Source organism: Massilia genomosp. 1, assembly GCF_011682185.1.
Taxonomy (GTDB): Bacteria; Pseudomonadota; Gammaproteobacteria; order Burkholderiales; family Burkholderiaceae_D; genus Telluria_A; species Telluria_A rubra.
In genome coordinates this window covers 1-25901 of the sequence record NZ_WHJF01000043.1, presented here as the reverse complement: position 1 = coordinate 25901, position 25901 = coordinate 1, and the positions used below count along the sequence as shown (strand labels likewise).

The 25901-nt window shown below is 64.4% G+C and carries 16 protein-coding genes; 11 read left to right on the top strand and 5 right to left on the bottom strand.

Annotation, left to right across the window (positions count from 1 at the left end; genetic code table 11):
• Positions 1-10 precede the first annotated feature (10 nt).
• Positions 11-2860, bottom strand: a complete 2850-nt coding sequence (locus F1735_RS17145; protein ID WP_167238055.1) for a TonB-dependent receptor — start codon at positions 2858-2860, stop codon at positions 11-13.
• A gap of 486 nt (positions 2861-3346) precedes the next feature.
• Here F1735_RS17145 and aroG point away from each other — a divergent pair, with 486 nt between their 5' ends.
• Entirely contained in the window at positions 3347-4408 is a 1062-nt protein-coding gene (aroG, locus tag F1735_RS17140; protein WP_167238054.1) for a 3-deoxy-7-phosphoheptulonate synthase AroG, read from the top strand.
• A gap of 89 nt (positions 4409-4497) precedes the next feature.
• On the opposite strand, the gene F1735_RS17135 is transcribed toward aroG, so the two are convergent.
• Entirely contained in the window at positions 4498-4653 is a 156-nt protein-coding gene (locus F1735_RS17135) for a hypothetical protein (protein ID WP_167238053.1), read from the bottom strand.
• A gap of 365 nt (positions 4654-5018) precedes the next feature.
• Between F1735_RS17135 and F1735_RS17130 the strand changes: the two genes are divergently transcribed.
• The 5 genes from F1735_RS17130 to F1735_RS17110 all read left to right on the top strand — a co-directional run bounded on the left by F1735_RS17130 (position 5019) and on the right by F1735_RS17110 (position 11255).
• Complete coding sequence (locus F1735_RS17130) at positions 5019-7916, top strand: TonB-dependent receptor plug domain-containing protein (RefSeq protein ID WP_167238052.1); 2898 nt, start codon at positions 5019-5021, stop codon at positions 7914-7916.
• A 216-nt stretch (positions 7917-8132) separates the two neighbouring features.
• The gene (gene ispH / locus F1735_RS17125; protein WP_167238051.1) at positions 8133-9086 is read left to right on the top strand and encodes a 4-hydroxy-3-methylbut-2-enyl diphosphate reductase; all 954 of its coding nucleotides are present in this window, start codon (positions 8133-8135) and stop codon (positions 9084-9086) included.
• Positions 9087-9111: 25 nt separating this feature from the next.
• Positions 9112-9468, top strand: coding sequence for a hypothetical protein (locus F1735_RS17120; protein WP_167238050.1), 357 nt, complete (start codon positions 9112-9114; stop codon positions 9466-9468).
• 67 nt (positions 9469-9535) lie between these two features.
• Positions 9536-10219: a COG1470 family protein gene (locus F1735_RS17115; protein ID WP_167238049.1), complete on the top strand. Its 684-nt coding sequence runs from the start codon at positions 9536-9538 to the stop codon at positions 10217-10219.
• Positions 10212-11255: a polyprenyl synthetase family protein gene (locus F1735_RS17110; RefSeq protein ID WP_222853007.1), complete on the top strand. Its 1044-nt coding sequence runs from the start codon at positions 10212-10214 to the stop codon at positions 11253-11255. Before F1735_RS17115 ends, F1735_RS17110 begins: the two co-directional genes overlap by 8 nt.
• Here the strand turns inward: F1735_RS17110 and F1735_RS17105 are convergent.
• The 3 genes from F1735_RS17105 to F1735_RS17095 all read right to left on the bottom strand — a co-directional run bounded on the left by F1735_RS17105 (position 11231) and on the right by F1735_RS17095 (position 18983).
• Entirely contained in the window at positions 11231-12754 is a 1524-nt protein-coding gene (locus tag F1735_RS17105) for an NAD(P)/FAD-dependent oxidoreductase (protein WP_167238048.1), read from the bottom strand. The genes F1735_RS17110 and F1735_RS17105 overlap by 25 nt on opposite strands.
• 535 nt (positions 12755-13289) lie before the next feature.
• Positions 13290-15908 carry a TonB-dependent receptor gene (locus tag F1735_RS17100; RefSeq protein WP_167238047.1) on the bottom strand — a complete coding sequence of 873 codons (2619 nt, stop codon included), beginning with the start codon at positions 15906-15908 and terminating at the stop codon, positions 13290-13292.
• Positions 15909-16190: 282 nt separating this feature from the next.
• Positions 16191-18983 (bottom strand): TonB-dependent receptor, encoded by a 2793-nt coding sequence (locus F1735_RS17095; RefSeq protein ID WP_222853006.1) that lies wholly within the window; start codon positions 18981-18983, stop codon positions 16191-16193.
• A 411-nt stretch (positions 18984-19394) separates the two neighbouring features.
• Here F1735_RS17095 and F1735_RS17090 point away from each other — a divergent pair, with 411 nt between their 5' ends.
• From F1735_RS17090 to F1735_RS17070, 5 genes are all read left to right on the top strand, one after another.
• On the top strand, positions 19395-20333 hold the full coding sequence (locus tag F1735_RS17090) for an ABC transporter permease (protein ID WP_167238046.1): 939 nt from the start codon (positions 19395-19397) through the stop codon (positions 20331-20333).
• The gene (locus F1735_RS17085) at positions 20330-21343 is read left to right on the top strand and encodes an ABC transporter permease (RefSeq protein ID WP_167238045.1); all 1014 of its coding nucleotides are present in this window, start codon (positions 20330-20332) and stop codon (positions 21341-21343) included. Before F1735_RS17090 ends, F1735_RS17085 begins: the two co-directional genes overlap by 4 nt.
• Before the next feature lie 8 nt (positions 21344-21351).
• Complete coding sequence (locus tag F1735_RS17080) at positions 21352-23028, top strand: ABC transporter ATP-binding protein (RefSeq protein ID WP_167238044.1); 1677 nt, start codon at positions 21352-21354, stop codon at positions 23026-23028.
• 115 nt (positions 23029-23143) lie between these two features.
• Complete coding sequence (locus tag F1735_RS17075) at positions 23144-24091, top strand: VTT domain-containing protein (protein WP_167238043.1); 948 nt, start codon at positions 23144-23146, stop codon at positions 24089-24091.
• A gap of 176 nt (positions 24092-24267) precedes the next feature.
• The gene (locus F1735_RS17070) at positions 24268-25293 is read left to right on the top strand and encodes a glucokinase (protein WP_167238042.1); all 1026 of its coding nucleotides are present in this window, start codon (positions 24268-24270) and stop codon (positions 25291-25293) included.
• The last annotated feature ends 608 nt before the right edge of the window (positions 25294-25901 follow it).

The following is a 25901-nucleotide window of genomic DNA, read 5'->3' as shown; positions in this document are numbered from 1 at the left end:
AGGGATGTCGCTAAAAGGTGTAACGCACGCCGGCTGTGAAGAAACGCCCCACGGCGCCGGCGTAGTCGAGCGGGTTATAGGCGTTCGCGCCGTAGGTCAGCGGGTCGAGCGGGGCGATCTTGCCGAACATGTTGTGCGCCGACCCGAACACTTCCACCCGCGTGGCCGGCTTCCAGCGGAAGGTCAGGTCGACCGTGGTGAAGGACGGCAGTTCGCAGCCGGCCGGGGCCGGATCGCCATTGGCGACATGGCTGGCGCAAGCGGCCGGGTCGTTCTTGAACAGCGTGTTCTTGAGCTTGCCCCGGTAGTTGACGTTGGCCGCCACGCGCCAGGCCGCGCGCTCCCACGACAGGCTGAAGTTGACCCGGTCGTCGGGCGTGCCGACGCAGTTGGTGACGTCGCAGTTGCCGTGGGTGCCGGCGAAGTCGCGCGCGCTGCCGTCCTGCTCGGTGCGCAGCCACTTGAACAGGTGGGTCCACTTGGTATTCATGCTCACTTCGCCGCTGCCGGGCCCGAAGTCGACGCGCTGGCTCAGTTCCAGGTCGGCCCCGCGCACTTCGGTGCGCGCCGAATTGACGTAGCTGGCCAGTACCGCCGTGATCGGGCCGGGGTCGCCGGGACGGGTGGCGCCGCTGGGATCGCGCGCGATGCGCCCGGCCTGGATGGCGGCGTCGCTCTGCTCCTGGTTGATCTCGTTCTTGCGCTTGATTTGCCACAGGTCGAGCGCGATATTGGTGCGCTTGTACGGGTCCCACACCATGCCGACGTTGACGCTGCGCGATTTTTCGGGCGACAGCGCCGGGTTGGGCGAGGTGATGATGGCAATCGCGGCCGGGTTGCAGGCGATCTCGACCCCCAGGCTGCAGCGCAGCGGGTCGACCGCGGTGGAAAACGCGGCCAGGCCGCCGACGCCGTTTTCGGCCGTGCTCGGCGCCCGGAAGCCGCGCGCATACGTGCCGCGCAGGGCAAAGGTGCGTACCGGCGTCCATTTGACGCCGAACTTGGGGGTGTAGGAGTCGCCGGCGTCGGTGTAGCGGTCGGCCCGCAGCGCGGCCGACAGTTCGACGGTCGGGTACACCGGGGCCAGCACCTCGCCGTACAGTGCGGCCACGTTGCGCGCGCCCTTGTAGGCCGAGTAGCCGAGGCCGATGATGTTGCCGCGTTCGGTGCCGGGAGTCGGTGCGAGCTCGGCCGTTTCGCGCCGGAATTCGCCGCCGAGCGCGATGCCGAGGGCGCCGCCGGGCAGGTCGGTCAACTGGCGCGAGGCGCGCAGGTCGAGCTGGGCGATGCGGCTCTTGGCGTCGTTGCCCAGCGTCGGCGCCAGCGCCGCGTACAGGGATGGCGAGTTCAGGCCGGCGTTCTCGGCGATGCGCCACACGCTGCCGGGCGCCAGCGCGGCGTAGGCGGGGTTGGCGCTGGCCGCCGCCACATTGGCCGGGCTCGGATTGAGCAGCGCGTACATGACGTCGCGCTGCAGGTAGCCGCTGCGGTCCTGGCTGACCCGGTTTTGCGAGAACAGCAGGGCGCTGTCGAGCTCCCACGGCCCCACGCTGCCCTTGACGCCGGCCAGCAAGCGCACGAAGTTGGAATCGATCTCGCTCACGCGCGCTCCCACATCGGCGGCTGTGTAACGCAGCCGGGCCGCCGTGCCGAAGTAGGGATTGTCGGGATGGGTCGCGCCCAGCATGACGTTGGCGCTGTTGACCGGGCCACCCGGATAGCCGACCGCGCCGCTGAGCGCCGACGGCGTGGACGAGGTGGCCGACTCGCTGCGGTACAGGTTCAGTTCGGCGTAGGTTTGCACCTCGGGCGTGGCCTGGAAGGTGGCGCGCCCGAAAAAGTTGACCCGCTCCTGGCGCGGCTGGATCTGGTTGTACAGTTGCTGGGCGTCGACCAGGCAGCCGCCGCCCGGGTCGCCCTGCGGATGGCGCGTGAAGTTGGCGCAGGCCGCGCCCGGAAAGGTGCGGGTGAAACCGGCCCCGGCCGGGTTGCCGCGGTTGACGTAGTCGAGCGTATCGGGCTTGCGCACATTGCCGTTGAGGGCGCTGCCCCCGGCATTGTTGGCGGTGATGGCGCCGGTGCCGCCCAGCGTTTCCTGGGCGCTGAAGCCCCAGGGGCGCAGGTCGCCGCGCCCGATGTACGCGCGCTCGGCGCGGTCGCGGTTCCAGATCTCGGCGCGCCGTCCGTACTCGAGGCTGGCCAGCAGGTTGTAGCGGTCGGCCTGCAGGTCGCCCTTGCCCCAGGTGAGCGAGGCGACGCCGTCGTTGCCGTCGTGCTCGCGCGACTGGCCGAAGCTGGCGCGCACGGTGGTGCCGCGGAAGTCGCGCCGCAGGATCACGTTGACCACGCCGGCGATCGCATCCGAGCCGTAGATGGCCGAGGCGCCGTCCTTGAGCACGTCGACCCGCTCGACCGCGTCGGTGGGGATGATGTTCAGGTCGGAAAAGACTTTCTGGCCATCGTCGGCCAGGCCGTAGGGGGCCACCCTGCGCCCGTTGAGCAGCACCAGGGTGGAGGCCGCGCCCAGGCCGCGCAGGGAGATGCCGGAGGCGCCGCTGGCGAAGCCGCCGCCGAAGCTCGACGGCACCGAGCCCTGGTTGTCGACCGCCAGCGTTTGCAGCAGCTCGGCCACGGTGGTCTTGCCGGAACGCTCGATGTCGTTGCGGTTGAGGGTGATGACGGCGGCCGCCGTTTCGCGCGTCGCGCGCGGGATCAGGGTGCCGGTGATTTCGACGCGCGGGATGGGGGCCGGCGGCGCCGGTGCTTGCGCGCGCGCGGGGTATGCGAGCAGGGCCAGGCCGGCGGCGCCACCGCCGGCGAACAGGCCCCGCAGCGAACGGGACAAGATAGTATGTTTCATGACAGGCTCCACAAAGCGTATGACTGCCCCGTCCGCTTCGAAAAGCCATGATCCAAGTCAATCTATCTGACTGGAAAAGTTGATCGCGTTTGATCTGGCGCAAAGTCCGGCAGGGGGCTCGGTGACTGAGTTTTGCACCGGGCGCGTTTGCACAACTGATCTGGATCAAATGTGACAAGCATCGGCGCCGCTGTTGTGGGAACGGCGCAACCGCTTGTGCCGTGCGGCCTTGACGGACGCCGAACAAACAGCTTGCCAAATTGCAGGAATTGTTGTTATAGTCCTTGCACCACTTTCGGATCTTGCCATGCACAACGTCGTTTTCTTTACCTGCTACTTTTACTTTAGCAATTCCAACCCAAAGGCGGTGGAGTAGCGGCAGGTTCACGTAGCAACAACGAGATCTTGCAATATCCAGATAAACCGCCAGCCATGGCGGTTTTTTTTTAGCCCGACCATTTGAATGACCCAGCCACGGAGAACACCATGCCACGCACCGACGATCTACGCATCCGCGAAATGAAGGAACTGACGCCGCCCTCCCATCTGATCCGCGAGTTTGCCTGCGGCGAGCGGGCCGAGCAGACCGCGGCCGGCTCGCGCGTGGCGCTGCACCGCATCCTGCACGGCCAGGACGACCGCCTGATGGTGGTGATCGGGCCGTGCTCGATCCACGATACCAAGGCCGCGATGGAATACGCGCGCCGCCTGGCCGGCGAGCGCGACCGCTTCAAGGGCGAGCTGGAAATCGTCATGCGCGTGTACTTCGAAAAGCCGCGCACCACGGTGGGCTGGAAGGGCTTGATCAACGATCCGTACATGGATAACAGTTTCCGCATCAATGACGGGCTGCGCATGGCGCGCGAGCTGCTGCGCGACATCAATGAACTTGGCTTGCCAGCCGGCACCGAATACCTCGACGTGATCAGTCCGCAGTACATCGCCGACCTGATCAGCTGGGGCGCGATCGGCGCCCGCACCACCGAGTCGCAGGTACACCGCGAACTGGCGTCCGGCTTGTCGTGTCCGGTGGGCTTCAAGAACGGGACCGACGGCAATATCAAGATCGCGGTGGAAGCGATCAAGGCCGCTTCGCAGCCGCACCACTTCCTGTCGGTGACCAAGGGCGGCCATTCGGCCATCGTGTCGACCAACGGCAACGAGGATTGCCACATCATCCTGCGCGGCGGCAAGACCCCGAACTACGACGCCGCCAGCGTGGAGCTGGCTTGCCAGCAGATCGCCGCGCACGGCTTGCAAGCGCGCCTGATGATCGACGCCTCGCACGCCAACAGTTCCAAGAAGCCGGAAAACCAGGTGCCGGTGTGTACCGATATCGCGGCCCAGGTGGCCGGCGGCGATGGCCGTATCGTCGGCGTGATGGTGGAGTCGCACCTGGTGGCCGGGCGCCAGGACCTGGTGCCGGGCAAGGAACTGGTGTACGGCCAGTCGATCACCGATGGCTGCATCGATTGGGACAGCAGCGTGGCCGTGCTCGAAGGCCTGGCCGAGGCGGTGCGCCAGCGCCGCCAGGGTGCGCAAGGCTGACGCCAGCGCGACTGAATATGCACGACGAATAAAGTATGCATCACCGGCCCGCGCTGGCTATTACATCCGCGCGGCGTCCTGATATGGCCTCACGGCGGCGCTGCCGCCCGTCCGAACATTCCCACGCCGCGACCGGCGCCCACTTCGCACGCCGCCATGCCCAGCATGGCGCGCTTCGACGCGCCACTTTTCCAGCGGGCGCGGCTGTGCATTGCCAACACCTGCAATTCATTACCTTTATTCAATCACAAATTCCTGTTCCGTATGCAAGAAACTACACTGCAATCGACTGCACGCGACCACGGCTGTTGTTTATATACATATTGTGTGTTTACCGTTGACATCAATTATTCCCATATGTTTCTATCTTGGGCTTGATTGGCAAAAAAGCACAGATGTGCGACGCCAGTTGGAGAAAGTCGCTTTAAGCGAAGTGAAGAAGTTTCAGCCGACGGAGACAGCAAGACCAAGAACTCGGCTGTTGTACCTTGCACCGGCACCTGTCCGCGATCCGGCACGTGGCACCGCGAGGTTCGCTACTTAAATTGATGCACCCTCCAAAAGAGATGGTGTTAATACTAATATTATATAAAATCAAAGGGATTCACACATGATGACAGAAACCGTTTTATCGCGTTCACTGCGCCTGGTCTTTTCGGGCGGTATCGCAGTCGGCCTCGGCCTTGCGGCATTGCCAGCCGTCGCCCAGACCGCTTCCCAGGACAATTCGATGCAGCGCGTCGAGATCACCGGCTCGTCGATCAAACGCGTTGCCGCTGAAACCGCGCTGCCTGTCACCATCCTTAAACGCGAAGACATCGAGCGCACCGGCGCCACCTCCGCCCAAGACCTCGTCAACCTGATTCCCGGTAACTTCGGCGGCGGCGTCACCGCCAACAACGTCGGCGCTTCCGGCGTGCCGTCGACCGCCAACCTGCGCGCCCTGGGCGCCCGTTACACGCTGGTGCTGCTGAACGGCCGCCGCGTGGCCAACTATGCGGTCGGCAACAACCCGGTCGACTTGAATTCGATCCCGCTGTCGGCCATCGAACGCATCGAAGTACTGCGCGACGGCGCCTCGGCCGTGTACGGCGCCGATGCGGTGGCCGGCGTGATCAACTTCATCCTGCGCAAGGATTACAAGGGCGTGGAAATGTCCGCCTACAAGACCCACGTCGACCAGGGTGGCGGCAACACCAAGAGTTTTAACATCACGGCCGGCTTCGGCGATATCGCGACCGACCGCTTCAACGTGCTGGTCAGCGCCAACCACGAAGAGAACGACAAACTGCGCGCGTCCGACCGCAGCTTCTCGACCACCTCCGTGCGGCCCGACCTGGGCATCAACAAGTCGTCGCCACGTAACGGCGTGCCCAACCTGAACTTCACCGACAAGCTCGGCAACGAATATGTGGGCGTGAATCCTTTCCGCTACAACGGTTGCAAGAACGACGAATTCAGCCTCGTGGTCAACAGCGAAAAAGGCTGCGGCACCGACTACGTCAAGTACATCGACCTGGTTCCTGAAGCCAAGCACGACAACATCGTCACACGTGGCGTGTTCAAGGTCAGCGACAGCCTGGAACTGTTCGCCGAAGCGGCCTACACCAAGGACAAGATGATCGCGGCGGCGTCGCCGGCGCCGTACACCAAGCCCATGAAGTATCCGGCCACGGGCCGCTTCTATCCGGCGACCATCAAACTGCCCAAGGGGCTGAAACTCCCGGCTGGCTACAAAATGCCGAACGGTACCGTCACAACCGCCGACACCGAACTTGCCGCCGACATGGATGTGGTGCCGACCGGCAGCATCGGCGGCACCTGGCGTACCGTCGCCGGTGGCGGCCGTAACGACCTGACCAAGACCGAGAACACCCGCGTCGTGGTCGGCGCCAAGGGGATGGTCGCGGGCTGGGATTACGAGACCGCCCTCACTTACGGCAAGAACGAAGTGGAGATCCAGTTCGGTCCGGGCAAGTTCAGCTACGCCAAGCTCGACCCCTTGCTCGCCAAAGGCGAAATCAACGTGTTCGGTACGCAAGATGCGGCCAGCCTGGCGGCTTTGCTCGGTTCGCAGCTGAGCGGCTTTGAAAATGGCGGTAGCTCGATCTCGAAAGAGTTCGATTTCAAAATGTCCAAAGAAATTTTCAACCTGCCGGCCGGCGCGGTTGGCTTCTCGGTCGGCACCTCGTTCCGCAAGGAAGAGCTGACCCAGGTGTCGTCGGAAGTGCTGCGTAAAGGTGACGAGGTTGGCGGCGCGGGCGAAATTCCTGGCGTGACTGGCGACCGCAAAGTGTTCGGCCTGTTCTCCGAAGTCGTGGTTCCGGTCGTCAAGGACCTGGAACTGACCGCTGCCGCGCGCTACGACAAGTACAAGAATGGTTTCGGCACCGAGTTCGACAACCTGAGCCCGAAACTTGGCTTCACCTATCGCCCGAGCACCATGATCATGGCGCGCGGTTCGGTGGCGCGCGGTTTCCGCGCACCGACCCTGGTCGATAACCTCAATCCGAAGGCGCTGAACAACACCTCGTCGAACTTTAACGACCCGGTGCGCTGCCCGAACGGCGTGGAAGTAAGCAGTGTGAACAAGGTCGGCGCCTTGCAGGACGAGTGCTCTGTTCAGTTGACTACCCAGAACAGCGGCAACCCGGATCTCAAGCCTGAGAAATCGAAACAGTACACCCTGGGCCTCGTATTCCAGCCAACGTCGACCATTAGCGGCTCGCTCGATTACTGGAACGTCAAGATCGATAAATCGATCAACGCCATGTCCGAAAACACGGTGTTCGGCGATCCGGTGGCCAATCTGGGCCAGTTCTATCGCTACGACCCGAAAATCCAGAAGAAGTATGAGGATGATAAGGAGTTGGCGGAGCTCAATAAATTGCCACCACCTCCAGTGCCTGTAGGCGGCATTGATCTGCCTTATAAAGCCAATGCCAACAAGGACTTCCCGCTTGCTTACGTGGCCCTGCCACGTGTAAACACCGGTAAGTTCTATGCGGCCGGTGTCGATCTGAACCTGAATTATCGCCAGAAGTTCGGTGACATGGGCACCCTGGGTGCGAACTACGATTCGACTTACTATACCAAGCATGGCTATCAGTATGAAGGCGAAAAGGAAGTCAGCGACCTGGGCAACTTCAAGGATTTCGGCCCGACCCCACGTTATCGCCACACCCTGGGCCTGACCTACGGCGTTGGCCAATGGACCGGTTCGCTCACCCACAATTACACCAAAGGTTATTGGGACTACACCGATCCGTCGCTGATCGCCGCGACCTACCCGGAGCTGCGCAAGGTTGGCAACTACTCGACCTTCGATGCCACCGTTGGCTGGAAACCGATGAAAAACGTGAGCATGACCTTCGGTATCAAGAACATCGCCGACGAAGATCCACCATCGTCGCGTAACGGCGCCAATTTCCAGGTCGGTTACGACGCCTCGTTCACCAACCCGCTCGGTCGCACGTTCTACGCACGTCTGAACTACAAGTTCCTGTAATTGCCGCCGTGCGCGGCGGTTGACAGACAGCCATCGCGTACTGTTGTAAGAAACTTGTAGGGCGTTAAAAACCCCGCCGGACTTCGTGTCCGGTGGGGTTTTTTCTTGGGCGTTTGTGTTTGCGAAATATCATCAGCTTGATCTGGCGCAAGCTCGCCCGGCCTCGCGCACGTAAGCTCTAAAGCGGACTGATCCATTTCCCCTTGCGGAGGATGTATGCAAATCGTGTTGGCCAATCCGCGTGGCTTTTGCGCCGGGGTCGAGCGCGCCATCGAGATCGTCGAACGCGCCCTCGACGTGTTCGGCGCGCCGGTCTACGTGCGCCACGAAATCGTGCATAACCGCCATGTGGTCGCTGGGCTGCGCGAGCGCGGCGCGGTCTTCGTCGAGGAACTGGCGCAGGTGCCCGCGCACAGCGTCGTGGTGTTCAGCGCGCACGGGATTGCGCCCGAGGTCGCGGCCGAGGCGCGCCAGCGCGGCCTGCACGTGTTCGACGCCACCTGTCCGCTGGTCGGCAAGGTACACATGGAAGTGGCGCGCCACGCGCGCGCCGGCCGCGAAGTGGTGCTGATCGGCCACGAAGGCCATCCCGAAATCATCGGCACGCTCGGCCACTACAGCGGCGCGGGCGCACGCGCCATCTATGTCGTCGGCAACCCCGAGCAAGCCGCGCGGCTCCAGGTGCAGGACGGCACGCGCCTGGCCTACGCCACCCAGACCACGTTTTCGATCGACGACATCAAGCCGATCCTGGAAACGCTGCAAGCACGCTTTCCGGCGCTGCTCGGCCCGCGCAAGGAAGACATTTGCTACGCCACCCAGAACCGCCAGTCGGCGGTCAAGGAACTGGCCGCCACCTGCGACCTGATCCTGGTGATCGGTTCGCCCGCCAGCGCCAATTCGCAGCGCCTGCGCGAGATCGCCGCCCAGCAGCAAGTGGACGCCCATCTGATCGATCACGCCGACCAGTTGCAGCGCGCGTGGTTCGAGGGCCGGCGCTGCGTCGGCATCACCTCCGGCGCCTCGACCCCCGAAGTCCTGCTCGCGCAGGTGGTGGCGCGCCTGGAAGAGTGGGGCGCCGGCCCGGTGCTCAACCGGCCCGGCGTGCGCGAACATGTGGTGTTCGCCCTGCCGCGCGAACTGGCCGGCGCCGCGCGCTCCGCAACCTGAACTTTACCCTGTAAGGAGAACCGTCATGCCCGAACAAACCGTCTCGATCGTGTCCTGGCCGGAACAATCGGCCCGGCTCGAACACACTTTCAAACTCGACAAGCCGTGCCCGGTCTCGATCTCGTTCGAGCCGGCGCCGGCCAACGTGATGCTCTCAAGCGACCCGCAGCGTCCGCTCCAGGTCAGCATGAACATGCAGCTGGTCGCGCGCGAGCCGGTACCGCTGTGCATCACCGTGTGCGAACCGATCTGCGCGCGCAGCGACTACACCATCGGCATCGAGGTGTTCGGCAACCCGTTTGCCAGCATCTCGGTGCGCGGCACCACGCGCCTGTTCGCTTGCCGCGACGATCCACCGACGCCGACACCGGTACCGGGCTGAGGTCGCAGGCGAGGCCCGATCATCCCGTCTTTACAACCGTTATCACCCTCATCAGGAGCTGTGAGCAATGCCAAGCAATGAAAGCGACAACATCAGCATGAGCCGGGCCGAACTCGATTACCTGATGCGCATGGCCGGAACCACCTCGCGCATCGTGCAGCAGGCCGCCTCGACCCTGGAAGAGGAAATCGCCCTCGGCGTGGCCGCCGCCAAACGGGTCGAAATGCGTTTCGTGGACGTGGAAAAACTGCGTGCCGGCGACCCCGCCGACGTCATGCAGCGCTTTCGCCGCGATGCGCACGAGGTGGTCGACATCCTGCTCGACATGGTGGTCTTGGCCAGCAATTCGCTGGGCGCGCTGTCGGAGCGGGTGGTCACGGTGCGCCCCGGCGCGGCGGCGCCGAAACAAGGCGGCGGCGCCGCATCGCTCACCATGCCGCAGCCGATCGCGCCGGGCGGCTCGCTCAGCGTGCCGATGACCCTGGAAAACGCGGCCGATGTGCCGACCGCGACCTTGCGCTTCCACTGCTCCGACCTGCTCAGCGAAAGCGGCGCCCGTCTTGCGGCGGTCCAGGTCGGCTTCGCGCCGGAGGCCTTGTCCATCCCCGCGCATGCCTCGGCCACGGTACACATTACCGTCAGCGTGCCGCCCGATGCGGCGCCCGGCACCTATTCCGGGTTGCTGCTGGCCAGCCAGCTGGACCAGGTGCGCGCCGTGCTCACCGTGCGGGTCGAGTCGCCCGGTGAGTGAGGCGGCCGGGCGTTCCCGTTTTGTCGAGGCCAGCCTGGCGCGCTACAAGGAGTTCACCATGGCGCGCCTGCTGGAATACCTGCCCAGCAAGGAGCCGCGGCGCTATCTGTATGATCTGCTGCCGGTGTATCCGCTGCGCTCGGGCAAAGGCTTGCGCCCGGCGCTGTGCATCGCCGCCTGCTGCGCGTTTGGCGGCGAGGTGCGGCGGGTGCTCGAGTCGGCCGTCGCCATCGAGCTGTACCACAATGCCTTCCTGATCCACGACGACATCGAAGACGGCAGCGAAAGCCGGCGCGGACTGCCCACCCTGCAGGCCGACCAGGGCCTGGCGGTCGCGCTCAATGTGGGCGACGCCATGCAGGTGCTGTGCATCCGCCTGCTGCTCAACAACCTGGGCATCGTCGGTCCGCAGCTGACCTGGCGCATCGTCAACGAGATCGAACACATGGTGTGCCAGACGGTGGAAGGCCAGGCGCTGGAACTGGGCTGGGTGCGCGACAACGTGGCCGAGCTGAGCGAAGAAGACTACCTGCGCATGGTGCTCAAGAAAACCTGCTGGTACACCTGCATGCATCCGCTGCGCATCGGCGCCCTGGTCGCCGGCGGCGGGGCCATCGCGCCCGAACGCTTCGACCGCTTCGGCTATTACATGGGGGCGGCGTTCCAGATCCAGGACGATATCCTCAACCTCGCCGCCGACGAGGGCAAGTACGGCAAGGAAATCAATGGCGATCTCTGGGAAGGCAAGCGCACCCTGATGCTGATCCACACCGTCGGGCATGCCAGCGACGGCGAGAAGCAACGCATCCGGGATTTCTTGTCGGTGCCGCGCGCCGCGCGCCGGCAAGCCGAGGTCGATTGGCTGCGCGCCACGATGGACAAGTACGACAGCATCGCCCATGCGCGCAGCAGCGCGCGCCAGCTGGCCGGCGCGGCCCTGCACGAATTCGACCTGCATTTGGGCGCGCTGCCCGACTCCGAGCACAAGCGCTTCCTGCGCGAGGTGGTGCTTTACATGATCGAGCGCGATTTGTAAGCGGCTTCGATCGGCAAGGGCGCCTCGGCCGCGGGCCGCAGCAGCGCGCCGGCCATGCCGCCGCCCAGCTCCAGCGCGCTGCCGGCCACCCCCATGCCCCAGGCCAGCGCGGCGCGCGGATCGGCCGCCATCGACACGGCCACGGCGGCCGCCGCCGTGCCGGTTTGCAGGCCGATGCGCACGCAATGGGCGCGCCCGCGCAGCAGGTGCTTGGCCCCCATCCCGGCCAACGACAGCAGCGCCTGCACGGCGCTCTTGCGCACGATGTCGGCGCCCAGCACGCGGCGTGCCGGCACCAGCCCGGCCAGCACCCCGCCGGTGATCTCGGCATAGCCCGGGTCGACGCGGGCGCGCGCCACGATGATGTGCAAGGCTTCGAGCCACACCGGGGTCAGGTGGCGGTTGCGGATCAGTTGCACCAGCAGACGCGCCAGCGCCATGTCGAAACGCAGCTCGCGTTCGATGCGCTGCGCGTAGGGCAGCAGGCCGGGCTGCGAAAAGTCGTTGCGCGCGCGCGCCGCCAGCAGGGTTTCGGCGGCCCAGCGCCCGCTCAGCATGGCGTACTGGATGCCTTCGCCATTGAGCGGGTTGATCAGGCCGGCGGCGTCGCCCGCCAGCAGCACGCGTTCGCCCACGCAGGGCAGGGCGGCGTCGTAAGTGGTCAGCGGCCAGCCGACCAGCGCAGCGCGCAGTTGCGCGCCGCCGAGGCGTGCGCGCAAGGCCGGGTCGCTTGAGATGAGGCCGAGCATCAGCTGGCGCAGGTGTTCCTCATTGCGCGGCAGGGTTTCGCGCACCATGCCGATGCCGACATTGGCCGAGTGCGGGCCGGTGGGGAACAGCCAGTAATAGCCGGGGAAAGTGTCGTTGGAAAAGTACAGGTCGCAGCGCTTGCCCGTGTCCGGCAAGCCGTCCAGGTAGCCGCGCATGGCGATGATGCGGTTGCGGTCCGGCACGGCGTGGCCGCGCAGCAGGCGCGCCACCACCGAACTGCTGCCGTCGGCGCCGATCAGGGCTTGCGCGCGCAGGGTGGCCGGCCCGGCCGGGCCTTTGAGGCTCACGCACACGCCGTCGGGCTCGATCGCGAAGCCTTGCACGCGGGTGTTTTCGATCACCCGGGCGCCGGCGGCGCGCGCCCGTTCAAGGATCCACTGGTCGAGCGCCTTGCGTTCGATGACCCGTCCATGCGCGGGCATGCCGGGCATGCGCGGGATGGGATGGGTGATCAGGTGGCGCCCGTTCAGGTATAGCGCGGCCTCGTCGATGATATTGGTTTGCCGGAACGCGGGCAGCCCGGCGATGCCCAGGCTGTGCAGTTCGAGCAGGGCGGCCGGGCCGACGAAGTCGCCGCAGACTTTATCGCGCGGGAATTGCTGGTGGTCGATCAGGATGACGGAAAAGCCGGCGTCGGCCAGATGGGCGGCAGCCGATGCGCCCGCCGGGCCGGCGCCCGCGATGATCACGTCGCCATCGCGGGCGGCGCCAATTTTCAGGGTCAGCATGGTCACGGTCCGGGCATGGGAATCTTTTAGTATGGCGCAATGGAGAATGAGATCGCTGATGTAGCGCAAGTGCTGCATCGCTTGTCGGAAAATGTCCGAGGAGGGACGTGTGCAGAACAAAATATCAAAATCGATGTCTTATCGTGAAAATTGGCTTTTTACAGATCAAAAATGATATTTGGGAAGATCGCTTGTCAGATCCGGCCGCGAGGCTTGCGGCATGGAGGGTGATCAATGTTGGAATTTTCGCTGGCAACCGAAAAAGAGATTCGTGAAGAGCTGACCGCGCGCCTCAGGTAGCGACGGCTTATCAAAGGGATGGCCCTGGAAACGTTAGCCGAGCGCGCCGGGATGGGCACAGCCACCTTGCAACGGCTGGCGACGCGTGGCGATTGCGCAACTGGAACGTGACGCTGAACACGGAAAGCGCATGCGCGCACCGCGTAAGCCGAGGCCGAAGCGACCCTGATGCACGAAAAAAACCGCCGGACTCGCATCCGGCGGTTTTTGGGTCAGCCTACAAGGCTAAGAACGCTTAAAACGCGTAGCTGGCGCGCAGGTACACCGCGCGTCCGATCGGATCGCTGAAGCGCGGATCGTAGCCCTTCTGGAACAGGGTGCCCTGGTTCGAGAACGGCGGCTGTTCGTCGAGCAGGTTTTTCAGGCCGGCGGTCAGGGTCAGGCCCTTGATGCCGCTGTAGCTGCCCGACAGGTTCAGCAGGCTGTAGGCCTCGACCTTGTGCTTGAACTCCGGATCGACCTGGTTCTGATCCTGGTACGCGGACTTGAACGATTGCGACAGGGTCGCGCCCCACGGGCCGCTGCTCCAGTTCAGCGCGGCGGTGTGCTGCCAGCGGAACACCGGCGCCATGTCGGCGTAGCGGCCCACGTTGTGGATGAACTCGCCATTGCGCTCGTTCTGGTAGTCGTACTTGTGTACGTAGGTGCCGTCCACCGTCACGGTAAAGTTGCCGACGCTGGTGCGCGGCAGGCGCAGGGTGGCGCTCAGGTCGACGCCGTCGGTCTTGACTTCGCCCAGGTTGTTGAGGAAGTCTTCGATCGCGTTCGGCGAGCCGTCCGGATTACGCAGGAACAAGGCCTTGTACTTTGCGTAGTTGCCGTAGATGGTTTGCTCCGGCAGGGCGGCGATCTTGTCTTTCAACTGGATGTTCCAGTAGTCGGCGGCGATCGTCACGCTCGGGATCGGCTCGATCACGGCGCCGAAGGAGAACGACGTCGATTTTTCCGGCTTCAGGTTGATATTCCCGCCTTGCAGCTTGAACTGTTGCAGGTCGCAATCGCGCAGCGGATTCGAGCCTGGCTGCGGCTTGCCGCCCGGGCACAGGATCGGATCGCTGTAGCTGTCGTTGGTATCGTTGCGCGACGGCGGACCGTTCTTTTCGAACAGGGTCGGCGCGCGGAAGCCGGTGCTGGCCGAACCGCGCACCAGCAACTGCGGGGTCGGCTGGTAGCGCAGGCCGATTTTCGGGTTGGTGGTGTTGCCGACGTCGCTGTAGCGGTCGTAACGGGCCGCCAGCTGCACTTCCAGTTCCTTGGTGAACGGCAGGTTCAGCTCGGTGAACAGGGCCTGGATATTGCGCGAACCGGTTTTCGACAGCGAACCCGACAAGCCCGAGCTGGACGCCTGCGAGGCGATCGCGCGGTTGACGTTGAAGTCGGCCGTTTCGCGCCGGATCTCGGTGCCCACCGCCACCGCCATCTGGCCGCCGCCCATGGCCATGATGTCGCGGCTGGCCTTGAAGTCGAAGCTGGTGTTCTTCACTTCGGCGCTCTGGACGCGCCCGCGCAGGGCGGTCGTTTCCAGGTAAGCCTTGCCGGCCGCATCCTGCAGCGCGAACGGGTTGAGGATGCCATTGGCCACGCCGGCCGCGAACGAGGCGTCGGCCACGTAACCGTTGACAAAATCTTCGCTCGACTTCGAAATCGAGTGCGCCAGGCCGCCCTTGTAATCCCAGCCCGCCAGCAAGCCTTCCATGCCGAGCACCAGGCGGTCGGCCTTGCCGGTCGAATCGATGGTGCGCTGGCCCGCTTCGGTCGGACGCCAGTTGACCGACAGCGGCTGGCCGGACACCCCGGTCTTCGGATAGTACTTGCTGGTGTTCGGCAAGATCAGGCCGGTCTGCGGCGGCGGCGCGGTGCGCGAGGTCACGTCGTTTTGCGAATGCAAGAATTCCAGGGTGGCCAGGTGGTCGGCGCCGAGCTTCATGCTGCCGCGCGCGAACAGGGCCAGTTGCTCCTGGTCGGGCATGCTGTCGATCTGGCGCGTGTAATCCTGGCGGCAAATGCCGGCCGCGTTCGGTACCGAAAAGGGTGGATTGCAACCGCTGGCCCAGCCCGGATTGCCGGACTTGTCGGCGCCCGCATCGTAGTAGTTGCCGGGGAAGGTGGTGCCGGAAGTGAGGTTCAGGCCGCGGCTCGGCACGATGCCGGTTTTCGAGAATTCGCGCTGCTGCGAATTGATCGAGGTTTGCTTGTGCCAGTCGACGACGCCGAAGACGTTGAAGCCGTCCTTGTCGAGGTTGCCGAAGCCGCTGGACAGGTTGACCCGCTTTTCATCGCCGCCGTCCTTGTGTGGACGCACGATTTCGCCGGTGATGGTGGTGGTCGTGACGGAGCGCTTGGTGATGAAGTTGATCACGCCGCCGATGGCGTCGGTGCCGTAGATGGCCGAGGCGCCGTCGCGCAGCACTTCGACCCGGTCGAGGGCGGACAGGGGAATCATGTTCAGGTCGACGCTGGAGCTGTCGTACGGGTGGTTGGCGAGGCGCCGGCCGTTGAGCAGCACCAGGGTCTTGTCGCCGCCCAGGCCGCGCAAGTCGGCGCTGGCCTGGCCGCCGGTCGGCAGGCCGCTGCTGTTGCCGCCAACGACGTTGCCGCTGCCCATGGTGCTCTGGTTCGAGGGAATGCGCGAGAGCGCTTCCTGGGCCGTGGTCAATCCCTGCTTGATGAACTCGTCAGCCTTGATGATGGAGAGCGGGTTGGCGGTTTCGCTTTGAATGCGCTTGATCGACGATCCGGTGATCTCGACGCGTTGCATTGGCTGGCCGTCCTGTGCGAACGCCGTGCCTGCAAAACCGCCGCCGGCTGCAAACATCGCGCCCAACGACAGGGATAATACGGTTGGCTTCATCATGCTGTTCAACTCCATCCAAAAGTGAGAGGGGACTATAGAATCATCAGGAACTGCGGGTGTCAATCGAACAAGATTGGGTTTGATCGAAATACAACGAAAATAGATAAATTGTTTAGCTTGATTGCAAAGTAAGCTTCCAGTCAGCAAGCATGTTCCTGCGGGAATTGTCTGCTGCGGTGCAACACAAACGCCCGCTGCGTCTATACATATGAACAAGACGCGCATGAAAAAGGGCAGTGCCTGCGCACCGCCCTCGGGTCATGCGATCACCCGCGTTTCAGGCTAGAACTGGTAGCGCGCGCCAGCCTTGAAGTAGCGGCCGATGGCGCCGCTGGCGTCCATCGGGTTGTAGCTCATGCCGCCGTAGGTGTAGGCATCGAGGGGTGCGACCTTGTCGAACAGATTGTTGATCGAACCGAACAGCTGGAAGTTCTTCGACACGTTGTAGCGCACCGACAGGTCGGTCGAGGTGAATGAAGCCAGGGTGCATTCCGAGTTCGGCGCCGAGGTGCCGTTGGCGAACTTCGATGCGCACAGGTCGCCTTCGAAGCCCACGTTCTTCATCTTCGAACGGTAGTTGGTGGTGGCCGTCAGGTTCAGGTCGTTCCAGTCCCAGCCGGCCACGAAGCTGATCTTCTGCTTCGGCGTACCGGCGCAGTTGGAGGTGTCGCAGTTGCCGTGGGTGCCGGCGTACTGGTACTTGACGGTAGCCGACTCGGCCCGGATCCACGAATCGATGTAGGTCCAGGTCAGGCCCAGGTTGGCGCGGCCGTAGTCGCCGAGGCGGAACTTCTGCTTGATGTCGACGTCGACGCCCTTGATTTCGGTGAAGCTCGAATTGCGGTACGGCGCATTCGAAATCAGGATGGTGCCGGTGTTCGGAATGGCCACGCCGCCGACCACCAGGTTGTTATCGGCGCGCACCGCGGTCGGCAGGGCCGCCGCTTCGTTGTACGGCAGCGGATTGATCTCGTCGCTGCGCTTGATCTTCCACAGGTCGACCGACAGGCTGGTATCGTTGAGCGGATCCCAGACCATGCCGAGCGTCATGCCCTTGGACGTTTCCGGTTTCAGGGCCGGGTTGCCGACCTTGACCGCAGCGAGAGAAATCAAGCAATCGGTGGCGCTGCCGCCGCCGGCTGCCGGGGTGCCGCCCGGGCAACGGACCGGATCGCGCGTGGTGGCGGTGCCGGTCGAACGCGACGAGGCGCTCGCTTCGGCCGCGCCCGGCGCGCGGAAGCCTTCCGAATAAGTGCCGCGCAGGGCGAAGCTCTTGACCGGCGTCCACTTGGCGCCCAGTTTCGGCGTGCTCGAGGAGAAGTTGGTGTACTTGTCGTAACGCAGCGCGGCCGACAGTTCCACCGATTTGATCACCGGCGCGGCGACCTCAACGAACACGGCCGAGATTTTCTCTTCGCCCTTGGCCGCCACGTAGGACGAGTTGATGGAGCCGTCTTCGGTGCCCGACAGGGAGGGGTTGTCGAGTTTTTCGCGGCGGTGTTCGGCGCCGACGGCCAGGCCCAGGGCGCCGCCCGGCAGCTGGAACAGCTCGCGCGAGGCCTTGAAATCGACGATGTCGAGCTTGGTGGTCGAATGCGACGTTGCCGTGCGCACCATGGCCTGGTACAGCGACGCCGGGTTCTTGCTGGCCTGGTCACCGAGGTAGTACGGAAAGTACGGGCTGGCCGCATTGCCCAGCGCCGCCTGCACCACGCGCAGGTTCAGCATGTTGCTGTACAAGAGGTCGAGCTTCGATTCCGAATGCACGTAGGAGGTGTCGAAATCCCAGCCCATGGCCGCGCCTTTCAGGCCGACCACCAGACGGTTGAATTCATTGTTGACCGAACGCTCGCTCGGGCCGACGTCGAAGGCCGAATAGCGCACCCGGACCGGCACGCCGTACGGGTTTTGCGGGTGGTTGGCGGCCAGTTGCATGGTGGTGCCGGCGCCCGAACCCCAGTTGGTCACGCCGGTCGGGTTGGCGGCCGTCGGCGGGCCGGCATAGGTGCGCGTGATTTCGCCCGGAATCAGGGTGAACGAGGTATCGCGTTTCGAGTAGCCGACTTCGCCGTAGACCTGCAGGTCGTCGCCGAGTTTTTTGCTGGCGCGCGTGTACAGGTTCAGGCCGTCGACCTGCGGCTGCATCGAGCGGAACTGGTCGTGGTGCCACAGGCAGCCGCCTTGCGGATCGCTGTTCTTGGTTGCCGACAGGGCCGCGCAGCCCGGCAGCGAGACGTAGGTGTTGTTGGCCGGGTTGCGGATCGAGCCGGTCGGGCTGGCACCGGTATTGTTGCTGCCCGCCAGGTAGCCGGAAGCGAACTGGGTATCCATCGCATAGCCGTACGGACGCAGGTCGCCGTGGCCGATCCAGGCGCGGTCGGCGCGGTCCTTGTTTTTGAGTTCGTTGTTGGTGTAGTACTCGGCGTTGACCAGCACGTTGTAACCGTCGGCTTCCAGGTTGCCCTTGCCCCAGGTCAGCGAGCCCTTGGCCATTTCGCCATCCTTGTATTTGGACTGGCCGAGGGTGCCCTTGGCGATCAAGCCCGTGAAATCCTTGCGCAGGATGATGTTCACCACGCCCGCAATCGCGTCCGCGCCATAGGTCGAGGAGGCGCCGTCTTTCAGCACTTCAATGCGCTCGACCGCTTCCATCGGGATGGTCGACAGGTCGGTGAAGCTCTTCTGGCCATCGTCGGCGCGCGCGAACGGCGCCATGCGGCGGCCGTTGAGCAGCACCAGGGTCGAGGTGGCGCCGAGGCCGCGCAGCGAGATCGCGGTCGAACCGGCGGCAAAACCGTTGCCGAAGCCGGTCGGCAGCGAACCGGCGCCATCGGCGGTCAGGGTCTGGAGGTATTCGGCGACCGTGCCCTTGCCGGACTTGGCCATGTCTTGGGCGGTGATGACCTGGACCGGGGAAGCGGTTTCGGCGCTGGCACGCTTGATGCTCGAGCCGGTCACTTCAACGCGTTGAATCGGGCCTGACGGGTCTTGCGCCATGGCCGGTGCGGCCAGGGTGAATGCTGCCGAAGCGAGCGCCACTGAGACGGCGTGCGCCATTACGGTTTTTCTAAACATGTGTCACTCCAGAGGGTATCAATGTTAAAAACTTCTATATCTGCATGCATATTTCGCTTTGTGCCCGATTCCCAGCACAGGCTTGCTGAGATCGGCGAAAAATACATGATGTCTCTCGTTTTCTTGTGAAATAGTTGGTGAGAACATTTTCCAAGCGCACACATCTCAACATCTCAATGTCTGACTGTCAATGTACACACGGGCTAGTTTGGCAGCGAAACAACAGTTTCCCCACGCTACAAATTTGTACTTGAATTGTTCTCCGTTGTCTGCCGTCAACGAAGATTGTTTTCTGCTCGGCAACCAAGGTCGTGTTCGCCCGCCACCCCCACGCGGGGCCGAAATGCGCTATCGTCATGGCCTGCGCCACAAGCCGCCACGCCGACCAGGAAAGGACCGCACCGCACCACTATGCTTGCCTATATCCTGCGCCGCCTGTGGCAGATGCTGCCCACCATGGCCGGCGTCGTGCTGCTGGTGTTTATCCTGTTTAACTGGATCGGCGGCGATCCGGCGTATCTGCTCGCCGGCAAGATGTCCGACGCCGCCGAGATCGAGAACATCCGGCGCCAGCTCGGCACCGACCAGCCGCTGCAGGTGCAACTGTGGATCTTCGTCAAGCAGATCGCGACCTTTGACTTCGGCAATGCCTGGAGCACCGGCGAGCCGGTGTCGCGCATCATCGCCAGCCGGCTGGGGCCGTCGCTGACGGTGCTGATCCCGCTGACCGTGCTCGAAACCGTGACCGGGATCGCGCTGGCGCTGGCCGTGGCCTTCGTGCGCGGCTCGCTGACCGACCGCGCGCTGATGCTGGCCTGCACGGTCGGCATGTCGGTCAGTATCCTGGTGTACATCATCGCCTTCCAGTACGCGCTCGCTTACAAGCTGGGGCTGTTTCCGGTGCAGGGCTGGGGTAGCGCTCTGGGCGACAACCTGCTGCGCTACGCGGCACTGCCGGTGCTGATCGGGCTGGCGGTGTCGGTGGCACCGACCCTGCGCCTGTACCGCAGCTTCGTGCTCGACGAAGTGCAGCAGGACTATGTGCGCACGGCGCGCGCCAAGGGCTTGTCCGAGCGCCGCATCAAGTGGGTGCATGTGCTGCGCAACGCCGCCATTCCGATCATCACGCACGTGATGGCGAACCTGCCGGCGCTGCTGATCGGCGCGTTCCTGCTGGAACGCTTTTTCGGCATTCCCGGGATCGGGCGCGAAGTCATCCTGGCGGTCGAGCGCAGCGATTTTCCGGTGATCAAAGCCATTACGGTGTACGTGGCGGCCGCCACCATGGTGTTCAACCTGCTGGCCGACCTGCTGTACAAGGCGGTCGATCCGCGCGTTGAGCTCGCATGAGGCCGGGCCGCCCGGCGGGCCTGTGGACCCTGGCCATGCGGCGCCTGCGCGCCGACCGCGTGGCCTTGGCGTCGCTGGCGGTGGTGGCGCTGTTCCTGGCGCTGCTGGCGCTCTCAAGCACGGGCCTGGTCGCGGCCGGCTGGGAAGACGAGGTGGGCGTCAGCTACGCGCCGCCATCGTTCATCGGTGCGGACCGCTCGCCGGGGGAGGGCGCCGGCGCGGCGCGCAGCGGGCCGGCGCCGGCGAACGCCTTCGACCCGCTGGCCGGCGAGATCGCCGCCATCATCGCCGCGCAGGGCGCGGCCATCACCGCCCCGGCGCCGCCGCGCCTGGCCAGCTTGCCGTTCGGGGCCGACAAATGGGGTCACGACGTGCTGCTCAAAACCATCAAGGGCGGCGAAACCTCGATCGTGGTGGGGCTGGCGGCGGCGCTGCTGGCGGTCGCGCTGGGCACCGTGGGCGGCGCCTTGTCCGGCTACTTCGGCGGCGCGGTCGACGACCTGTTCAACTGGTTCTACAGTGTGTTTACCGCGATTCCCCCGATCCTGATGATCCTCGCGGTGGCGGCCGTACTGCAGCACAAGGGCGTGAGTACCATCGTGCTGATCCTGGGGCTGACCGGCTGGACCGGGCCGTACCGCCTGATCCGCGCCGAATACATGAAGCACAAAGGGCGCGAGTATGTGCTGGCGGCCGACGCCATCGGCGCCTCGCACTGGCGCAAGATGTTTTCGCATATTTTCCCGAACGTCAGCCACGTGGCCCTGGTGCAACTGTCGATCCTGGCGGTCGGCTTCATCAAGGCCGAAGTGATCCTGAGTTTTCTCGGCTTCGGCGTGCCGGTCGGCGTGGTGTCGTGGGGTAGCATGCTGAACGAAGCGCAGAACGAGCTGATCCTCGGAAAATGGTGGCAGCTCAGCGCCGCCGCCAGCGCCATGGCGCTGCTGGTGACGGCGTTTTCGCTGTTGACCGACGCCCTGCGCGATGCGCTCGATCCGAAACTCAAGTAAAGGCCGGCATGCTGCTGGAAGTAAACAACTTGCGCATTACCTTCCGCATCGACAAGCGCAATACGGTCGAGGCGGTGCGCGGCGTATCGTTTTCGGTGCCGCGCAATGCCACCGTGGCGCTGGTGGGCGAGTCCGGCAGCGGCAAGTCGGTCAGCTCGCTGGCGGTGATGGGCTTGCTGGCGCCGGAAACGACCATCATCGACCCGTCCTCGCGCATCGTGTTCGACGGGGTCGACCTGCTGGCGCTGCCGCGCGCCGGGCGGCGCCGCCTGTGCGGCAAGGACATCGCCATGATCTTCCAGGAGCCGATGTCGTCGCTCAACCCGGTGCTGACGGTGGGCTACCAGATCGGCGAAGTGCTGCGCCAGCACCTGGGCATGAGCGCGAAAGCGGCCAGGGTGCGCACCCTGGCCTTGCTCGACGAAGTCGGCATGCCCGACCCGGCGCGGAGAATCGACGCCTACCCCGGCCAGTTGTCCGGCGGCCAGCAGCAGCGCGTGATGATCGGCATGGCGATCGCCTGCGAGCCGGCCCTGCTGATCGCCGACGAGCCGACCACCGCGCTCGACGTCACCATCCAGAAGCAGATCCTGGCGCTGATTGCCCGCTTGCAAAAGGAGCGCGCCATGTCGGTGCTGTTCATCACGCACGACCTGGCGCTGGTGAGCGAGATTGCCGACCATGTGATCGTGATGCGCCACGGCGAAGTGCGCGAACAGGGCCTGGCGCGCCAGGTGCTGGACCATCCGGCTGACGCGTACACCCGTGCCTTGCTGCACTGCCGGCCGCGCCTGGACCAGCGCCCGCTGCGCCTGCCGGTGCTGGACGATTACCTGGCCCACACGTCAGACGCGCGGGAAGCGGCGGGCGGGGCGCAACGCGCGCGCGGCTACGCGGCCGGCGACGAGGAAGTGCTGGTCGTGCGCAAGCTGAGCAAGTGTTTTTACACGCGCGAGGGGCTGTTCGGCCAGCGCGCGCTGCGCGCCGTGAGCGAGGTCTCGTTCACCCTGGCGCGCGGCAAGACGCTCGGCGTGGTGGGCGAATCCGGCTCCGGCAAGAGCACGCTCGGACTGACCTTGCTGCGCCTGCACCAGGCCAGCGGCGGCACGGCGATGTTCGACGGCAAGGACCTGATCGGCATGCCGGCGCGCGATTTTCTGCCCTACAAGCGGCGCATCCAGATCGTGTTCCAAAACCCGTACGCCTCGCTCAATCCGCGCTTTACGGTCGGGCAAATATTGCTCGAACCGATGCGCATCCACCGCATCGGCGCGGGCGACGGCGAGCGCGTCGGTATGGCCCTGCAACTGCTCGACAAGGTCGGCCTGCCGGCGCAGGCCATGCAGCGCTATCCGCACGCGTTTTCGGGCGGACAGCGCCAGCGCATCGCGATCGCGCGCTGCCTGACCATGCGCCCCGAGATCCTGGTGTGCGACGAATCGGTGTCGGCGCTGGACGTGTCGGTGCAGGCGCAGGTGCTCAACCTGCTGCAAGACTTGCAGGATGAATACCGCATGAGTTACATCTTTATCTCGCACGACCTGGCGGTGGTGAAGTACATGGCCGACCGGGTGATGGTGATGCGTGCCGGCAGCGTGGTCGAAATGGCCGACTCGGACGAGCTGTACCGCAATCCGCGGCATCCGTACACCCAGGCCTTGCTGGCGGCGATCCCGGGTGCATGACATCCGCACGCCGATGGCGCGCGTGCGGGGGCATCGCCACAATCGTTTGCCGCCGCCGGGCTGGAATACCACCTTCGGGGGAGAAGCGCGGGGCGTTTTGGGATAAGATAGCGGCATGCCCAATCTTATCGAATTGCTTCAGCTCTACGGTGTGCTCATCGTGTTTGCCATCGTGCTGGTCGAACAAATCGGTATGCCGATTCCCGCCTTCCCGATCCTGATCGTGGCCGGCGCCCTGTCCGTGGGCGGCGAGATGAGCTGGGGCGTGTGCCTGGCCGTCAGCATCGGCGCCTGCCTGATCAGCGACGTGATCTGGTTCAACGCCGGCCGCTTCTACGGCAAGCGCATCCTGCGGCTGCTGTGCAAGATTTCACTCTCGCCCGACTACTGCGTCAGCCAGACCGAAGACCGCTTCAAGCGCTTCGGGCCCAAATCGCTGATGGTCGCCAAGTTCATTCCGGGTTTCAACATCATCGCCTCGCCCATGTCCGGCGCGCTGGGCGTGAGCACGGCGCGCTTTCTGGCCTTCAGCATGACCGGCAGCCTGCTCTGGAGCGGCACCGGGATCGGCATCGGCGCCCTGTTCCACAAGAGCGTCGACAAGGTGCTGCTCATGCTCGAAAACATGGGCAGCACCGCCCTGATGGTCCTGCTGACCTTGCTGGGACTGTTCGTCCTGTACAAGTACATCGAACGGCGCCGCTTCCGCCAGGGCATGCAGATCGAGCGCATCAGCATGAACGAACTGGCCCAGCTGATTCGCGGCGGGCAGCAGCCGATCCTCATCGACGCGCGCAGCATCACCGCCCAGCAGCTCGAACAAGCCGTGCCCGGCGCGCTGATCTACAACGCCAGCGCGCCGGACAGCTTCGTGGCCCTGCTCGACAAGGAGCGCCACATCGTCGTTTACTGCAGCTGCCCGAACGACGTCACGGCCGCGCAAGTCGCCAAGGAACTGATCGCGCGCGGCTATCGGCTGGCGCGCCCCCTACATGGCGGACTGGACGCGTGGAATGCCCATCGCGCGCTCGACCCCGAACAGTACCCGGCCCACGCCGGCTGACAGCCGCCGCCAAGCCCCTTGCGCAAGTGCCGCGCGTACCTATACTACGCCCGGGCAGGTGAAAACCCGCCTTAAGGCAGGAATTTTCGGCGTCTCTGTACTATAACTACAAAGAAAGCTTGCGCCGTGGGCAGGTGATCCATTAAGCTTGGCGAGTCCATAGAACAATCGCCACCATGACCGACCACGCCACCGCGCCGCACCCTGTTGTCCCGCTTTCCTCCTATGTTGACGGCCCGCGCCTGCTGGCCGACATTGGCGGCACCAACGCCCGCTTCGCGCTCGAAACCGCTCCCGGGCAAGTCGGCCTGATCGACGTGCTGCCGTGTGACAACTACCCGACCCTGGCCGATGCCTTGCGCGCCTATCTGGGCTCGCCCGCCGTGGTGGCGGCCGGGGTGGACGGCTTGCGTCACGCGGCGCTGGCGATTGCCAATCCGATCACGGGCGACCTGGTGCGCATGACCAATCATCACTGGGAGTTTTCGATTGCCGCCTTGCGGGTCGAGTGCGGCTTCGAGACCCTGGAAGTGGTCAACGACTTCACCGCGCTGGCACGCGCCTTGCCGCACCTGGCCGCCAGCCAGAAGCGGCAAGTCGGCGGCGGCGTGGCGCGCGCCCGCACACCGCTGGGGCTGGTTGGCGCCGGAACCGGGCTGGGCGTATCGGGGCTGATTCCCGCGGGCGAGAGCTGGACCGCCTTGCTGAGCGAAGGCGGGCACGTGACGTTTTCGCCAGCCAACGAGACCGAAGTGGCGATTTTGCAGTTTGCGTGGCGCCAGTACGAGCATGTCTCGGCGGAGCGGCTGCTGTCCGGCGACGGCATCGAACTGATCTACCGGGCGCTGGCGCAGCATACGGGGCAAGCGGGGCAAGCGCTGGACGCCCCCGAGATATCGCGGCGCGCGCTGGCGGGGGAGTGTACCCTGTGCGACCAGGCGATCGAAGCGTTCTGCGGCATGCTGGGCACGGTGGCGGGCAATCTCGCGGTCACGCTCGGGGCGCAGGGTGGTATCTATATAGGTGGGGGGATCGTGCCGAGGCTGGGCGAGCGCTTTGCGCGCTCGAGCTTCCGCAGCCGCTTCGAGCAGAAAGGGCGCTTCGTCAACTATCTGGCGCAAGTGCCGACGTTCGTGATTACGGCCGACTACCCGGCTTTCCTCGGCGTCTCCGCCATCCTTGCCGAAAAGCTCGGCAGCTAAGATCTTTCCTAAAAAACCTGCCAAAGCTCTCCCCGATTCCTACAACCGGGGTCAGAGCTTTAATTGGCAACTAGTTACTTTGATGGCAATCCTCCCGCACCGGGGTCTGACCTTGATGGCGTTAAGTTAAGCGGCTTTCTGGTCACAAACCTAAAAACCGTCTTTCCCGCGCAGGCGGGAATCCATAGCACCTATGAGTAGCGAAGGTGCTATGGATTCCCGCCTGCGCGGGAAGGACGGAGCTTAAGTTAACGCCATTAGGGTCTGACCTCTGATTTGCATTTAATTGTGCAATCCGGCGTGGCGAATCGAATTTCGGCATGCTTGCTGCCCCAAAAATGTGGCGTGATCGTCGTGCCTTCATAGGGCCGTTGCGAAAACGCGCCCAATTAGTGCCGCTGGCATCATTCTTTGGGTAACTAATTACTAATCAGAGCTCAGACCCCGGTTGGGGTGGTTTTGAAGCCTGGTGGCAACTAGTGGCTCTATGCCGTTTTGAGTGGAACTGGACAGCCGGCACGGTAGATGGTAGATCGCAACGGAGCGGCGGCTGGTTGTAGTGGATTGGCCGGAAGGTTTTTAAACTTGGACATGCGAAGGTAGGCGAT

Excerpts from the sequence above, each read along its gene's own strand:
- F1735_RS17145 (WP_167238055.1), bottom strand. The coding sequence starts at position 2,860 with ATGAAACATACTATCTTGTCCCGTTCGCTGCGGGGCCTGTTCGCCGGC.
- aroG (WP_167238054.1), top strand. The coding sequence starts at position 3,347 with ATGCCACGCACCGACGATCTACGCATCCGCGAAATGAAGGAACTGACG.
- F1735_RS17130 (WP_167238052.1), top strand. The coding sequence starts at position 5,019 with ATGATGACAGAAACCGTTTTATCGCGTTCACTGCGCCTGGTCTTTTCG.
- ispH (WP_167238051.1), top strand. The coding sequence starts at position 8,133 with ATGCAAATCGTGTTGGCCAATCCGCGTGGCTTTTGCGCCGGGGTCGAG.
- F1735_RS17120 (WP_167238050.1), top strand. The coding sequence starts at position 9,112 with ATGCCCGAACAAACCGTCTCGATCGTGTCCTGGCCGGAACAATCGGCC.
- F1735_RS17115 (WP_167238049.1), top strand. The coding sequence starts at position 9,536 with ATGCCAAGCAATGAAAGCGACAACATCAGCATGAGCCGGGCCGAACTC.
- F1735_RS17105 (WP_167238048.1), bottom strand. The coding sequence starts at position 12,754 with ATGCTGACCCTGAAAATTGGCGCCGCCCGCGATGGCGACGTGATCATC.
- F1735_RS17100 (WP_167238047.1), bottom strand. The coding sequence starts at position 15,908 with ATGATGAAGCCAACCGTATTATCCCTGTCGTTGGGCGCGATGTTTGCA.
- F1735_RS17095 (WP_222853006.1), bottom strand. The coding sequence starts at position 18,983 with ATGTTTAGAAAAACCGTAATGGCGCACGCCGTCTCAGTGGCGCTCGCT.
- F1735_RS17090 (WP_167238046.1), top strand. The coding sequence starts at position 19,395 with ATGCTTGCCTATATCCTGCGCCGCCTGTGGCAGATGCTGCCCACCATG.
- F1735_RS17085 (WP_167238045.1), top strand. The coding sequence starts at position 20,330 with ATGAGGCCGGGCCGCCCGGCGGGCCTGTGGACCCTGGCCATGCGGCGC.
- F1735_RS17080 (WP_167238044.1), top strand. The coding sequence starts at position 21,352 with ATGCTGCTGGAAGTAAACAACTTGCGCATTACCTTCCGCATCGACAAG.
- F1735_RS17075 (WP_167238043.1), top strand. The coding sequence starts at position 23,144 with ATGCCCAATCTTATCGAATTGCTTCAGCTCTACGGTGTGCTCATCGTG.
- F1735_RS17070 (WP_167238042.1), top strand. The coding sequence starts at position 24,268 with ATGACCGACCACGCCACCGCGCCGCACCCTGTTGTCCCGCTTTCCTCC.